The sequence below is a fragment of the Helicobacter pylori FD535 genome (genome assembly GCF_000296015.2).
Taxonomy (GTDB): domain Bacteria; phylum Campylobacterota; class Campylobacteria; order Campylobacterales; family Helicobacteraceae; genus Helicobacter; species Helicobacter pylori_CT.
The window spans coordinates 1-13,905 of sequence record NZ_AKHP02000058.1 but is presented as its reverse complement, the minus strand read 5'-3'; the positions used below and the strand labels follow the sequence as shown (position 1 = coordinate 13,905).

The following is a 13,905-nucleotide window of genomic DNA, read 5'->3' as shown; positions in this document are numbered from 1 at the left end:
CTGCCATAGGCTCTTCAATCAAAAAGACTTCTCTAGCCCCAGCACTTAAAGCACTCTCTTTAACCGCATTCCTTTCCACGCTTGTCAATCCATAAGGCACGCACACCATGATGCGCGGACGGATCCATGTTTTTCGTTTGTGCGCTTTTTCAATAAAGTAGCGGATCATTTTAGCGGTAATGTCATAATCGGCAATCACGCCATCTTTCATGGGGCGAATCGCTCTGATGCTGTTAGGGGTTTTGCCTAGCATTTCCTTAGCCTCGCTCCCCACTGCCAAAATATCATAAGCTTTAGAATCAAACAATCCCATGCGCACCGCCACAATAGAAGGCTCATTGATAATAATGCCCTGCCCTTTGACTAACACAATCGTGTTAGCCGTGCCTAAATCTATGGCAATATCATGCGAAAACAAACCGATTAATTTGCTAAAAATCATGCCCTTTCTAATCCTTTATAATTAATTTTATAAGCGTATTCCTTAAGGAAGAATTTTAGAATGCGTTTTAGCAATGATCAAAGGTTCAGCCTGTTTTAAAACACAATCTTTAGTGATACGCACTTCCGATCCCTTAAGCTTGGGTAAATCAAACATAATATCCAAACAAAAATCTTCAATGATCGCCCTTAGTCCCCTAGCCCCGGTTTTTCGCTCTAAAGCGAGTTTAGCGATTTCTTTGATCGCTTCTTCTTCAAAAATCAAATCCACCTCATCCATTTTGAAAAGTTGCTGGTATTGCTTGATTAGGGCGTTTTTAGGTTTTTGTAAAATATCCACCATCGCTTCCAAACTGATGCTATCTAGCGTGCTTAGAACCGGCAAACGGCCGATAAGCTCAGGGATAAGCCCATAAGTGACCAAGTCATGGGTTTGGACTAAATGCAAGATCGCTTCTTGCTCTTTTTTGCTCATTTTTTCTTGAGTGAAACCCAACACGTTTTGCGTGGTGCGTTTTTTGATGATTTCAGCTAACCCATCAAACGCTCCGGCGCAAATGAATAAAATATCGCTCGTGTCAATTTGAATGAAATTGCCCTCAGGGTGCTTTCTGCCGCCTTTAGGGGGGATATTCACTAAAGAGCCTTCAACGATTTTTAACAACGCTTGTTGAACGCCCTCGCCAGAAACATCTCTGGTGATAGAGCGGTTTTCTGACAAACGGCTGATTTTATCAATCTCATCAATAAACACGATGCCTTTTTGGGCTTTTTGAACATTCCAATCGCTCGCTTGCAACAATCTTGTAAGGATATTTTCCACATCTTCGCCCACATAACCCGCTTCAGTTAGGCTAGTCGCATCGCTAATGGCGATAGGAATATCCAAATGCTTGGCTAGAGTTTGCGCCATTAAAGTTTTGCCCGATCCTGTAGGGCCGATCAATAAAATATTAGACTTGCTCAATTCCACTTCTTCTAAATGCTCTAACTCTAAATCGCTGTCTTGGTTGTCTTGTTTTTTGAGTTTTTCTTTAAAAGATAAGCGTTTGTAATGGTTATACACGGCTACGGAAAAAACCTTTTTGGCCTGCTCTTGCCCTATCACATAATTGTCTAAAACCGCCTTAAGATCTTTAGGGGCTGGAATGTGAGAGAGCAAAAACTCTTCTTCATGAACGCTTGATTCCATTCTCCTTAATCGGTCTCTCTTAAGCACCAATAAAGAATCCATTCTGTCGTATTTGTGCAATTCCCCATGCATCACATCTATACAATATTCGCACACGCACACATCTTTATTCAAGTTGCTCGCAAAAATAATGCGGCGTTTTTTGGGATCTCTTGATTCTGGTTTTTTGCAAAAACTGCAATAAAGCGTTTCGTTCATGTTACTCCTCTTGTTTTTCTTCGCTAGAATATTCGCTTGACTTATACGCCACGCCCCTAGAACTCTCTAAAATAAAAGAGCAAATCTCTTTTACAAAAGGGTTATTGGCATGCTCTTCTAACTCTAATTTAGCGCTCTCTCGCAAGGAGGGGACAGGGCTAAACAATCTCTTATAAAGCGCATGGATGAAATCAATATCCTTACTCTCTAATAATTGGCGCATCCTGTGGCGGTTTAACCCCCTAATAAAAGCGCGGTTGCCCTCTACGGTGCAATAAGGAGGCACATCTTTGCCTAAAGCGCTCTTACCGGCTATCATGCACCCTTTAGCGATACGCACAAACTGATGGATCGCTGTAAGACCGCCAATATTGACATAATCGCCTATTTCAATATGCCCTGCTAAAGTTACGCCATTAGCCAAAATACAATGACTGCCAATCACGCAATCATGAGCGACATGCACATAAGCCATGAGCAGGTTTTTATCCCCAATAATGGTTTTTTTAATCCCCCCTTCAGTGCCAGGATTTATCATGCAAAATTCACGAATAAGGTTGTCTTCTCCAATGATCAGTTCGCTGTATTCGCCCTTATATTTTAAATCTTGAGGCTGTGTGCCTAACACGGCAAAAGGAAAAATTTCGGTGTTTTTCCCGATGAAAGTATGCCCTTGTAAGGTTACATTGTTATGGAGTTTCACGCCATCATTGAGCTTGATATGATCCCCAATCACGCAAAATTCCCCAATCTCTACGCCCTTGCCAATCTCTGCTTTAGGAGAGATAATGGCTGTTTTTGCAATCTTACTCATTTTTTAATCTCTCTCTGCGATCATGGCTTTTAATTCGGCTTCAGCGACCACTTTGCCATCCACTTGAGCCGTGCCGCCCACTTGCCAGATCATGCCCTTATGCTTTAAGACTTCTAAATGGTATTCCAATCTGTCGCCTGGGGTTACAGGAATGCGGAACTTAACCTTGTCAATCGTCATGAAATACACGATTTTTGTTTTGGCTATTTCAGGGTCAAACCCCCACAAGCTAGTGAAAGCTAAAAACCCTCCCGTTTGCGCCATGCCCTCTACAATTAAAACGCCCGGGAAAATGGGCTTATTAGGGAAATGCCCGTTAAACACATCTTCATTAAAAGTGATGTTCTTATAAGCGGCAATTTTTTTATTGGCTTGTAACTCTATAATTCTATCCACTAAGAGCATGGGATAGCGGTGAGGTAAAATCTGTAAGATATGCTCTATAAAAAATTGGGATTGTAAGTTTTGATGGCTTTGTTCCATAAAATAAACTCCTTGTTTTGGATTCAATTAAAGTGCTATTTTTAGCGTTGGTTATTCTAAAAAATAACCGCTATTATACCATAAGAAAACCGCTCGCTTGCATTTGCAAAAACACCGATGTATCGCGCCATAAACTTAAAGAAACGCTTTACATAAACACCGCTCATGCACCGCTCATGCATCATTCATGCGTGTGGCTTAGAATGTTCTCTCTTAAATGATAGTGTGGGTATTTGTTAGAGTCCAAAACCACTTGCCCCATGAGCTGTTTGTCCAAATTGAAAATTAAAGGGGCTAAATAATTCACGGTGGAAAGCTCAATGGGGGTTTGAACGACCATGATATTAGCGACTAGAACGCTCTTTGCTCCCTCTAATTCTAAAAGGATTTTTAAGGGGGTAGGCACTTCAAATTCGTATTTTCTTAAAGCAAAGGGATTAACCAGCGTGAAAGACACCACGGAATTATTTTCTGCACTATTCAAACGCAAAAAGACTTCATCAATCTTTTGCAAACGCATTTTATGAATGGTTTCAAACCCTAAGATAGGCGCTTTCACATCAAAAATCATAGGCGATTGCATTCCCTTTAAAAAAGCACAAAATCTTCTCCTTAAAGAATAAAAGACCGCCTTAAAACCAGCGCTCAATGATTTCTAAACTAAACTCTGTATTATATCAAACAATTTTGGTAAAATCAATTTTTGCTAGTTTTGGGTATAATCCCAATAAATTAACCATGATGGAAGTTTAACGGAACAATTATAAAATATAATAAGGATATAATTTAAGGAGATAAGAAATGAGTAAAATAAAACTACAAATCAAGAAAAATAATTCCAGTAAATCTAATTATGGTGCTGGGTGGAACATTTTTGGCACGGTGTGCTTGATTGGAGAAATGGTGTTTAAATTATTCGGTGGGAATAAGAAAGATAAGAAAAAATAACCATGAGTTATTCAAAAATTTAATTTTATAAGACAGGTGGCATGCGTTTAAAACATTTTAAAACTTTCCTTTTTATCACAATGGCAATCATTGTTATAGGCACCGGTTGCGCGAACAAAAAGAAAAAAAAAGACGAATACAACAAACCGGCGATCTTTTGGTATCAAGGGATTTTGAGAGAAATCCTTTTTGCTAATTTAGAAACAGCGGACAATTACTATTCTTCTTTACAAAGCGAACACATCAATTCCCCCCTTGTCCCAGAAGCGATGCTAGCTTTAGGGCAAGCGCACATGAAAAAGAAAGAGTATGTTTTGGCGTCTTTTTACTTTGATGAATACATCAAGCGCTTTGGGACGAAAGACAATGTGGATTATTTGACCTTTTTAAAATTGCAATCGCATTATTACGCTTTCAAAAACCATTCTAAAGACCAGGAATTTATCTCTAATGCTATTGTGAGTTTAGGCGAATTTATAGAAAAATACCCTAACAGCCGTTACCGCCCCTATGTAGAATACATGCAAATCAAATTCATTTTAGGGCAAAACGAGCTCAATCGCGCGATCGCAAATGTCTATAAAAAACGCCACAAGCCTGAGGGCGTGAAACGCTATTTAGAAAGAATAGATGAGACTTTAGAAAAAGAGACTAAACCCAAACCATCGCACATGCCTTGGTATGTGTTAATCTTTGATTGGTAGGATATTTCAAACCATGCAAATTATAACAGAGAGATGAAAAATGACTGAAGATTTTCCTAAAATTCTGCCTTTATTGGTAGAAGAAGACACTTTTTTATACCCCTTTATGATAGCCCCTATTTTTTTGCAAAATAACGCGAGCATCAAGGCGCTAGCTTACGCTAAAAACAATAAATCATTAGTCTTTATTGCATGCCAAAAAGACAAATTGAACGACAATGAAGCCCCTTATTATGATGTGGGGGTGATTGGATCTATTATGCGTGAAGCCAACATGCCTAATGGGCGCGTGAAATTGCTCTTTAATGGCATCGCTAAGGGGCGTATTTTAGAGCCTGCCAAAGAAAACGAGCAAGGCTTTTTGGAAGCTCAAATAAGCCCCATTGAATATTTAGAATACGATAAAGAAAACATTCAAGCTATCGTGGAAGTGCTAAAAGAAAAAGTGATCACTCTAGCCAATGTCAGCTCACTCTTTCCTCCGGATTTGATCAAGGCTTTAGAAGACAATGACGATCCTAACCGCATCGCTGATTTGATCGCAGCGGCCTTGCATTTAAAAAGAGATCAAGCGTATTCTCTTTTTGCGAACAACAACACCGAACAGCGCTTGTTGGATTTGATTGATATTGTGATAGAAGAGACTAAAACCCAAAAACTCCAAAAAGAAATCAAGTCCAAAGTCCATCAAAAAATGGAGCAAACCAATAAGGAATATTTCTTAAAAGAGCAGCTCAAACAAATCCAAAAAGAGCTTGGCACAGACAAACAGCGAGACGAAGATTTAAACCAATACTACCAAAAACTAGAAAGCATCAAGCCTTTTTTAAAAGAAGAAGCGTTTAAGGAGATCAAAAAGCAAATTGATAGGCTCAGCCGAACCCATGCGGACAGCTCTGATAGCGCGACTTTACAAAATTATATTGAAACCATGCTGGATGTGCCTTTTGGGCAGTATGAAAAAAAATCGCTTGACATTAAGCATGTGAAAGAGCAATTAGACAACGATCATTATTCCTTAAAAAGGCCTAAAGAGCGTATTGTGGAATACTTTGCCACCATGCAGCTTTTAGAAATGCGCCACAAGAAAAAGCCAGAAAAAAAAGACAAAGCTAAAGGCACGATTTTATGCTTTTATGGGCCTCCTGGCGTGGGCAAAACGAGTTTGGCTAATTCCATTGCTAAAGCGATAGAGCGTCCTTTAGTTCGGATCGCTTTGGGGGGCTTAGAAGATGTGAATGAATTAAGAGGGCACAGACGCACTTATATAGGCTCAATGCCTGGGCGCATTGTTCAAGGGCTTATTGAAGCTAAAAAGATGAATCCGGTCATGGTTTTAGATGAAATTGATAAGGTGGATAGGAGCGTTAGGGGTGATCCAGCGAGCGCTTTATTAGAGATCTTAGACCCTGAGCAAAATAGCGCTTTTAGGGATCATTATGCGAATTTTAGCATTGATTTGTCGCAAGTGATTTTTATCGCTACCGCTAACAATATTGACAGGATCCCAGCCCCTTTAAGAGACAGAATGGAATTTATCAGCGTTTCCAGCTACACGCCTAATGAAAAAGAAGAAATCGCTAAAAACTACCTCATCCCCCAAGAATTAGAAAAGCACGCCTTAAAACCTAGCGAAGTGGGTATTAGCCATGAGTGTTTGAAACTCATTATTGAAAAATACACCAGAGAAGCGGGCGTTAGGGATTTACGAAGACAGATCGCAACGATTATGCGTAAAGTAGCTTTAAAATACCTAGAAGATAACCCGCACAAAAAAGGGCGAACCAAAAAAGGCGAAGATCAAAAAGGCGAGAACAAAGATTTCTGCGTTTCTATCACGCCTAACAACCTTAAAGAGTATTTAGAACGCATGGTGTTTGAAATTGACCCCATAGATAAAGAAAATAAAATCGGTATCGTCAATGGTTTGGCATGGACTCCAGTGGGCGGTGATGTGCTTAAAATTGAAGCGGTTAAGATCAGGGGCAAGGGGGAATTGAAACTCACCGGGAGTTTAGGCGATGTGATGAAAGAATCCGCCATTATTGCCTTTTCTGTTGTCAAAGTCTTGTTGGATAACGAAACCTTAAAAGCGCCTAAAATCCCTAGCGAGACCGATGCAGAGAGTAAGAAAAAGAAAAAAGCGCTGAAAGTTTATAACGCTTACGATTTGCATTTGCATGTCCCTGAGGGGGCTACGCCTAAAGACGGCCCAAGCGCTGGGATCGCTATGGCGAGCGTGATGGCGAGCATTTTGTGCGACAGGGCTACAAGAAGCGAAGTGGCAATGACAGGCGAATTGACTTTGAGCGGGGAAGTTTTACCCATAGGAGGGTTGAAAGAAAAATTGATCGCCGCTTTTAAAGCCGGCATTAAAACCGCTCTCATCCCTGTCAAAAATTACGAAAGGGATTTAGATGAGATCCCTGCTGAAGTGCGAGAGAATTTAAACATCGTTGCGGTGAAAAACATCGCTGAAGTGTTAGAAAAAACTTTACTTTAGAAGTTGGCATGAAAGCAGGCATTATTGGTTTAGGGCTTATGGGGGGCAGTTTAGGGTTAGCCTTGCAAGAATGGGGGCGTTTTAAAAGCGTTATAGGCTATGATCACAACGCCTTGCATGCCAAATTGGCTTTGACTTTGGGGCTTGTAGATGAATGCGTGGAATTTGAAAAGATTTTAGAATGCGATGTGATTTTTCTGGCCATTCCAGTTGAGGGCATCATTGAATGTTTGAAAAAAATGACCTCTATCAAAAAAAGTGCAACGATCATTGATTTAGGGGGGGCAAAAGCGCAAATCATTCTCAATATCCCTAAAAGCATCCGTCAAAATTTCATCGCCGCGCACCCCATGTGCGGGACAGAGTTTTATGGCCCTAAAGCGAGCGTTAAGGGGCTGTATGAAAACGCTCTTGTGATATTGTGCGATTTAGAAGATTCAGGGACTGAGCAAGTAGAGATCGCTAAAGAAATCTTTTTAGGCGTTAAAGCGCGCTTGATTAAAATGAAATCTAACGAGCATGACACCCATGTGGCTTATATCAGCCATTTACCCCATGTTTTGAGCTACGCTCTAGCCAATAGCGTTTTAAAGCAAAATGACCCAGAGATGATTCTATCTTTAGCGGGTGGGGGGTTTAGAGATATGAGCCGTTTGTCTAAAAGCTCGCCCTTAATGTGGAAAGATGTTTTCAAACAAAACCGAGACAATGTCTTAGAAGCGATTGAAAAATGCGAAAAAGAAATCGCGCAAGCTAAGGCTTGGATAGAAAATAACGATTATGAAAGCCTTGCAGAATGGATGGCGCAAGCGAACAAACTCCAGGAGTTCATGTAAAGTAAAATGATGTAAAATAATTTAAAATTTGCATGTTGTTGTTTTTAGAGTTGCGAGAAGCAGAATGGGGCATTTTTGGATTGTTTTTATTGATTACAGGCTGTTCATATGGATAGCAGTGGATAGCGTGGATCGATCTAGAAAACCAGCAAACAACTATAAGAGATTGTCTTAAAAACCGGATCTATTGTTGTATTTTTCATAATTACAATAATAATTTTTATCTCATTCCTCCAACACCTATGAAACCCTTATCGCTTCCAACAAAAAACAAATTTTAGCCGTTTAGGGATTTGATTCTTAAACCTTTTTATCAAAAATGCCGGTGTTTTTATGGGCATTGGCGGTTTTAATATTTCTTAGCGTTGTTAAAATACTTAGGCAATTCATTCAACTCAGCGTTTTTATTGTTCTTAAAAACCACTTGCTTTTCAACGCGCTCATATTCTTTACAATCTCTTCTCATTTCTTGTAAGGGATACTTTTGGTTGTCATTAGGGATATAAAAACATTCGCTTTTAGCGTTTTCATAGCTATCCGTTAGGCTTATATCATAGTGGTACCAAAATCCGCTAGGGATAGCGATATTCTTAGAGCTAAAGGTTCTATAACCCTGTTTGATGATGGTGAGTTCTTCTACTAAAACTTGATGGTATTTCCTAGCCAAATTACGGCCCTCTTTTTCTACTAATAAAACAGAATGCCTGTTGGTGTTTTTGGCTTCAGGGGTGATATTAGTCATTCTGTAAGTCTCTCTTAAAGGGTTAGACGCAAAATCAAAAGAAGCGTCATTCGCCACAAAATGCCCCCTATCAAAACCGCTTCTGGTGTAATCTTGTGTCGTGGCTTGTTGGTATTCGCCTAATCGAGTGTCTGTTTTAAACTGGTAGCGTTTTTCAATATTATTTTTATCCACTAAATCCCCAAACAACACGCTTACGCCATAAATAGGGTTTTTTAACTCGCTAGAATAACACACCGAATAGAAGTTGTTTTTTAAGACTTTACAATCAATGTTGGTGAGCATGCCATTAGCATAGGTCTTAGTGGGGTTAGCGCTATTGGCTTGATCCTTGATTTCATTAAGCTTTTTAGCGGTGTAGCTGTTAATAGCCTTAGTGAAATTGTCCAGCATGTCCGCTTGGAGCCAACTCATAGCGAAAAGGCTAAAACAGAGCAGGTTTTTAAAGGTTTTCATGTTTTGCTCCTTTTTGATTGGCTTGAATACTACAACAATATTTTTAATCGTTTATTTTTACCCACTAAATAGGCGTAGCGTTTTGATGCGTTAAATAGCACGCATTGAACGATCGCAAACTTAAGAATAAAAAATTTCATTGTATTTTTTAGTGACCCCATCTATCCCCCATACGTCTTCGTCCATATCGCCCAAGTTTAAATAGTCTTCGTTAGAATCTAAACAATCGCAATAAATCCTTTTTTGCTCGTTTAAATCTAAATTGTGGAACTCTTCGCTATGGATTTCATCAGTCTTACAATCGGTGCGTTTTAAAAAACGCTCGCTAAGAGTTTCAAAGATTTTTAGGCATTCGCTCGCGCTGTTAGCGTTAAGGATTTGTTTTTTAATTTCTAAATTCACTTCTTTCAATTCAGCATAGACAAAACTCCCGCCCCCTTTAAAACCGCATTTTTTAGAAATGCCCCCTTGCTCGCCCTCTATGACTTTTTTTAACCTTTCTTTGGTGATGGTTTCTATATAGTCCATTTGCTCGATGCCAATGTAGCGGCGCTTCATTTTGTGTGCCACCGCGCAAGTCGTCCCGCTCCCGGCAAAAAAGTCTAACACGAGATCGTTTTCTTGGGTGGCTGACCTTAAAATAATTTCTAGTAAATGTTCTGGTTTTTTACCATTTTTTAAAATTACACCCCCTTCTTGTGCAACTCCTCCTGTTGTAACAATTTTTTTCCAAATATCACTTAAAAATACAGATTGGTTGTTTTTTGCAGAAACTAATTCAATTCTTGCCGTATCTGTGTTTCTATTAAAATCTGTTCTTATAATTTTAATATTTTCATGAGAATTTTTTAAAGCATAAATTTGAGAATTAAAATGTAGAGTAATTGCCTTATCCCTAAGTGCTATATTAGGTTTTGATGCAAAAATTCTATATGAATTTTCAAACTTCCATTCATCTTGTTCATTGATATTATTATTTTGCAAATATTGACTTAAAGGCATAAGCCTATGACAAGATAAAATCTCATTAAGTTCTTTTTCGTTATTACTAGCAATTAAAGTATCTATTGTATTAGAAATATATTCTGACAGCGTTGGAATGATAATGTTATATTCTTTATCCCATTTTCTTTTTTGAACTTTCGGTATTGTTAAGCATACATTTTCCTTATTTTTTGCATAAACTAATATATACTCTTTAACCTTTGGAAATTTTTTTCCTTGAATTGCATGTTGAATTTTATTTCCCGACTCATTGCTCATTTCGCACACTATACAATTCACAAAATTCTCCCTAAGAAAAATCTCATCCATTAACACTTTTAAGTAAGCCTGTTCGTTATCATCGCATTGCACAAAAATCACGCCATCATCGCTTAAAAATTCCCTAGCCGCTTCAAGCCTGTTTTTCATAAACACTAGCCAAGAGCTGTGGTTGAAATTATCGTTGTAATTAAAGCTGTCATTACCCGTATTATAAGGGGGGTCAATGTAGATGCATTTAACTTGTTTAGCGAATTTCTTTTTTAAAGAATGAAGAGCGATCAAATTATTGCCTTTGATGAGGTAGTTTGTGTTTTTGTCTTTTAAAGCGCTTTCTAAATCGCCTTCTCCATGCATTTCAAAACGGCACAACGCTTTTTGTTTAAAAAGCGCATCAATTTCTTTTTTATGCAGTATCTCATGGTAAAAACACTCGTTAGTTTTGGTGCTGTTATCTTTAGCGCTGCCTAATAAAACATTGTCTTTAAAAGGGAAATTCAAAACGACTAGTTCGCTGGATTTGATAGGATGATCTTTAGGGCGCCCTTGTGAATATAAGCCTATTTTATTGGCAAATCGTGTGAAAGAGTTTTCTATTTCTTTCGTCAAACATTCTAATAACGCTTCTTGGTTGAATACAAGCGCATTAGCGATCGTTTTAAAAAAAGCGTTTTTGTAGTCGTTAGCGTTTTCATGCTCAAGCATGAAAGTTAAAAGCTCTTCATCATTTTGTATGATTAAAGTTTCTAAGCGTTCTTTAGTGAAATGGTTGGTTAAATCATCTAGTAGGGTTTTTAGCGGGTTTTTTAACATTTTTAATCCTTAAAAATTTGATCGAAAGCGGTTGCAAATTCGCTATTTACTACGCTTACGCTATTTTTGAGCGTGAAAAACGGCAAGCCTTTTAAATCTAATTTTTTGTTACGGCTTTTAAGATCAGCGTTTTCTAGCGTTTCTAAAAATTCTTTTTTCCAAGCGTTAGAAGGCTCTAAATGTTCGCCTTTAGCTTCCATATAACAAGTGAATCCTAAAAATTCATCGCTACGCGTTCGGGCAAAAAGGATAAAATCCGGCTCAAAACCTTGCGCGTAATAGGGGCTGTTTTCTATATTGCAAAAGACTTTTAACTCCGTGAAATGATCGTTCCTTAAAACGCACCATTCTTTGAATTTCTTGTCTAAAACCTCTTTATTATCGTTGATGAAATTTAAAAAACCCCTTTCTAAACCGCTGTCTAGTTTCCTCATGTCTTTAAAAAGCAGCCATTCATAAGAGGGAATGTCTTTTTCCAATTCGCTAGCGCTAAGGCTTTTATCATGCGTTTCAAATTCTTTCAATTCTAATTCGCTCACGCTGTATTTGTCTTGTTCTTTTAAAAGCGTGTCTTTTAAGCTTTCAATGATATAAACAGCGAGTTTTAAAAGTATTTTATTATCGTCAAACTTTTGGTTTTTATGAAAGTTTGTTTTTAATGGAGAAATATATTGCTTTATAAATTCCACTTTATTGTTAAAGGCATGTTTTTTAAAGGCTTTTTTAAGCGTTTTGAAATCCAGGTTTTTTAAATTAAGGGCTTTTAAAAAATAGTTTAGGGGGATCTTGTCTAAGGTATGGGGTTTATAATAAGTTCTATCGCCTTGATTGTCTTCTTTAAAATCCACTTTCTTTTCATGCACAATAAAGCCACATAAGGGGACATGCAAACTTTGGAGTTTCACTTTAACAGGGTCTGTATAGTCTTTATTGAACAGGTTTTTGTTTTTGTCTTTTGTATTGCTCGCATAGTAGCATTTGAAATTCTTGGTGGGCGTTAAAGGGATAGTCTGTTTTTCTTTATTTTCATCTGTAAACCCTAATCCTATATCTTTCAAATCGTTTTTTAATTGAGCGATAAACTCGCTGTCATAAACGGTATGGTAGTCTAACCTTTCCAGCGCACTTAAGGGGTTAAAAAGATCAAACTTGCGTTGGTAAAACTCTATGCGGCTTGGCTTGAAATCGTTATAGCTAAAGGGGTAGTATCTCGCTCCTCGCCCTATGAGCTGGGCCTCTTTAGTGGTGTCTTTTCGGCTCGCTTTATTTTTAAGCCTGACAATGTCAAACAAATTTAACACATCCCAGCCTTCATTGAGCTTATCCACGCTAAAAACCACTCTTTTAGGGTTGTCTCTGTCTTCTAGGGAGTTCAATAAAAGCATGCCCTTTTCTAATTCTTTTTCGTTATTGGTGTTGATCTGAACGCTTTTTTTGAATTTCGTCTGCAAGAATGCGGCAAGGTTAGGGGTGTATTTTTGCTTGTCAAAAAAGTTTTTAGCGTCTTTAAAAAAAGCGTTGTGGCTGTGATTGAAAAAATTTTCTAAATCTAAAGGGCTTAAATTTTCTAAAAAAGCGTTAAAGTGCTCTTGATTTTCTTTGCTGTCTTCAATCCTTTCGCTTTTAAACAAAATGCATGGTTTAAAGTTTTCAATATTATGGTGTTGGGCTAATAATTCTTTATACAAACTTGAAACGCATGCCCCTAAAAAGCGTGTTTCTAAGTCTTTATTTTCATAAGAAAGGGAGTAGATGTTTTTGCAAAATTTATCCTCGCTAAATTCTTTTAAGGTGTAAGTTACCACCTTTAAGTTTTCATATTTGTCTTTAACGCTTTTTTCATTAGGGATAGTGGCGCTAAATTCCAGCAATAAATTGTCTTTATTTTGTTCTAGGGCTAATTTCACAACGCTTTCCCAGTTGCGTTTTTCACTAGATTCCGCGCCGCTTAATTTCTTTTTAGTTTCTGTGTTTAAATGGTGCGCTTCATCCGCTAAAAAAACTAATTTTTGATCTTTTAAATCCTCTAGGGTGATAGCGTTTTCCTTAGCCTTAGTGAATAAGGAAAACAAGCCTTGAATGGTGCTGAAATAAATGTTGATAGCGCCGTTGTGACTCTCGTTTAAATTATTGATGCTTTTAATTTCTGTGTTTTCATCATTGATATTAATATTCTCACTAAAAAGGTATTTTGATGAGACGCTGTCTGTAAAATTCAGTTTCGTTTTTTCTAAAATGCTGGTGCTGTTCACAAAAAAGATAAAGTTTTGATAACCTTGCTTGTAGCATTCTAAAATCAAACCCGCCATCACTAAGGTTTTACCGCTACCGGTTGCCATTTCAAACATGAAATGCTTTTGAGTTGGGTTGGATTGTCGTTTTTCTAAATAATGGTGTATCGCTTTCTTTTGATAATCTCTAAGCTCTTTTTTTAAATTACTGGTGATGTGGGTGGGTAGCTCTATTTTTCCATTACTGGGCGTGTTATTTGGCACACAATCTTTTATGGCTG

General features: G+C 38.0%; 13 protein-coding genes. 5 read left to right on the top strand and 8 right to left on the bottom strand.

The window, feature by feature from the left end:
• The 4 genes from DV63_RS16120 to fabZ all read right to left on the bottom strand — a co-directional run.
• Nucleotides 1-442, bottom strand: a 442-nt coding sequence (locus DV63_RS16120) for a rod shape-determining protein (protein ID WP_020981822.1), incomplete at its 3' end; no start/stop codon positions are given.
• Between the two features lie 42 nt (nucleotides 443-484).
• The gene (clpX, locus tag DV63_RS16115) at nucleotides 485-1,831 is read right to left on the bottom strand and encodes an ATP-dependent protease ATP-binding subunit ClpX (RefSeq protein ID WP_001006326.1); all 1,347 of its coding nucleotides are present in this window, start codon (nucleotides 1,829-1,831) and stop codon (nucleotides 485-487) included.
• Nucleotide 1,832: 1 nt separating this feature from the next.
• Nucleotides 1,833-2,645, bottom strand: a complete 813-nt coding sequence (gene lpxA / locus DV63_RS16110; protein WP_000034092.1) for an acyl-ACP--UDP-N-acetylglucosamine O-acyltransferase — start codon at nucleotides 2,643-2,645, stop codon at nucleotides 1,833-1,835.
• A 3-nt stretch (nucleotides 2,646-2,648) separates the two neighbouring features.
• On the bottom strand, nucleotides 2,649-3,128 hold the full coding sequence (gene fabZ / locus DV63_RS16105; RefSeq protein WP_000438052.1) for a 3-hydroxyacyl-ACP dehydratase FabZ: 480 nt from the start codon (nucleotides 3,126-3,128) through the stop codon (nucleotides 2,649-2,651).
• A 47-nt stretch (nucleotides 3,129-3,175) separates the two neighbouring features.
• Between fabZ and DV63_RS18680 the strand changes: the two genes are divergently transcribed.
• On the top strand, nucleotides 3,176-3,349 hold the full coding sequence (locus DV63_RS18680; protein ID WP_338010352.1) for a flavoprotein oxidoreductase: 174 nt from the start codon (nucleotides 3,176-3,178) through the stop codon (nucleotides 3,347-3,349).
• Here DV63_RS18680 and fliW read toward each other — a convergent pair.
• Nucleotides 3,310-3,699: a flagellar assembly protein FliW gene (gene fliW / locus DV63_RS16100; protein WP_031202822.1), complete on the bottom strand. Its 390-nt coding sequence runs from the start codon at nucleotides 3,697-3,699 to the stop codon at nucleotides 3,310-3,312. The genes DV63_RS18680 and fliW overlap by 40 nt on opposite strands.
• 230 nt (nucleotides 3,700-3,929) lie before the next feature.
• Between fliW and DV63_RS18390 the strand changes: the two genes are divergently transcribed.
• The 4 genes from DV63_RS18390 to DV63_RS16085 are packed head-to-tail and all read left to right on the top strand — an operon-like array spanning nucleotide 3,930 to nucleotide 8,119.
• The gene (locus tag DV63_RS18390; RefSeq protein WP_000034852.1) at nucleotides 3,930-4,076 is read left to right on the top strand and encodes a hypothetical protein; all 147 of its coding nucleotides are present in this window, start codon (nucleotides 3,930-3,932) and stop codon (nucleotides 4,074-4,076) included.
• Between the two features lie 41 nt (nucleotides 4,077-4,117).
• Nucleotides 4,118-4,780, top strand: a complete 663-nt coding sequence (locus DV63_RS16095; RefSeq protein ID WP_001237315.1) for an outer membrane protein assembly factor BamD — start codon at nucleotides 4,118-4,120, stop codon at nucleotides 4,778-4,780.
• 40 nt (nucleotides 4,781-4,820) lie between these two features.
• Nucleotides 4,821-7,283: an endopeptidase La gene (gene lon / locus DV63_RS16090; protein ID WP_000133705.1), complete on the top strand. Its 2,463-nt coding sequence runs from the start codon at nucleotides 4,821-4,823 to the stop codon at nucleotides 7,281-7,283.
• An 8-nt stretch (nucleotides 7,284-7,291) separates the two neighbouring features.
• Complete coding sequence (locus DV63_RS16085; protein WP_000643499.1) at nucleotides 7,292-8,119, top strand: prephenate dehydrogenase; 828 nt, start codon at nucleotides 7,292-7,294, stop codon at nucleotides 8,117-8,119.
• A gap of 349 nt (nucleotides 8,120-8,468) precedes the next feature.
• Here DV63_RS16085 and DV63_RS16075 read toward each other — a convergent pair whose 3' ends face one another.
• From DV63_RS16075 to DV63_RS0209505, 3 genes are all read right to left on the bottom strand, one after another.
• Nucleotides 8,469-9,317, bottom strand: coding sequence for a DNA/RNA non-specific endonuclease (locus DV63_RS16075; protein ID WP_000846870.1), 849 nt, complete (start codon nucleotides 9,315-9,317; stop codon nucleotides 8,469-8,471).
• Between the two features lie 120 nt (nucleotides 9,318-9,437).
• Nucleotides 9,438-11,393, bottom strand: coding sequence for a site-specific DNA-methyltransferase (locus DV63_RS16070; protein ID WP_000916916.1), 1,956 nt, complete (start codon nucleotides 11,391-11,393; stop codon nucleotides 9,438-9,440).
• 2 nt (nucleotides 11,394-11,395) lie between these two features.
• Nucleotides 11,396-13,905, bottom strand: a 2,510-nt coding sequence (locus tag DV63_RS0209505) for a DEAD/DEAH box helicase family protein (protein ID WP_031202817.1), incomplete at its 5' end; no start/stop codon positions are given.

Bases quoted from the DNA above. Each gene is read 5' to 3' on its own strand.
- lpxA (WP_000034092.1), bottom strand. From the start codon at position 2,645: ATGAGTAAGATTGCAAAAACAGCCATTATCTCTCCTAAAGCAGAGATT.
- DV63_RS16085 (WP_000643499.1), top strand. From the start codon at position 7,292: ATGAAAGCAGGCATTATTGGTTTAGGGCTTATGGGGGGCAGTTTAGGG.
- DV63_RS16095 (WP_001237315.1), top strand. From the start codon at position 4,118: ATGCGTTTAAAACATTTTAAAACTTTCCTTTTTATCACAATGGCAATC.
- DV63_RS16075 (WP_000846870.1), bottom strand. From the start codon at position 9,317: ATGAAAACCTTTAAAAACCTGCTCTGTTTTAGCCTTTTCGCTATGAGT.
- DV63_RS16070 (WP_000916916.1), bottom strand. From the start codon at position 11,393: ATGTTAAAAAACCCGCTAAAAACCCTACTAGATGATTTAACCAACCAT.
- clpX (WP_001006326.1), bottom strand. From the start codon at position 1,831: ATGAACGAAACGCTTTATTGCAGTTTTTGCAAAAAACCAGAATCAAGA.
- fliW (WP_031202822.1), bottom strand. From the start codon at position 3,699: ATGATTTTTGATGTGAAAGCGCCTATCTTAGGGTTTGAAACCATTCAT.
- lon (WP_000133705.1), top strand. From the start codon at position 4,821: ATGACTGAAGATTTTCCTAAAATTCTGCCTTTATTGGTAGAAGAAGAC.
- DV63_RS18390 (WP_000034852.1), top strand. From the start codon at position 3,930: ATGAGTAAAATAAAACTACAAATCAAGAAAAATAATTCCAGTAAATCT.
- fabZ (WP_000438052.1), bottom strand. From the start codon at position 3,128: ATGGAACAAAGCCATCAAAACTTACAATCCCAATTTTTTATAGAGCAT.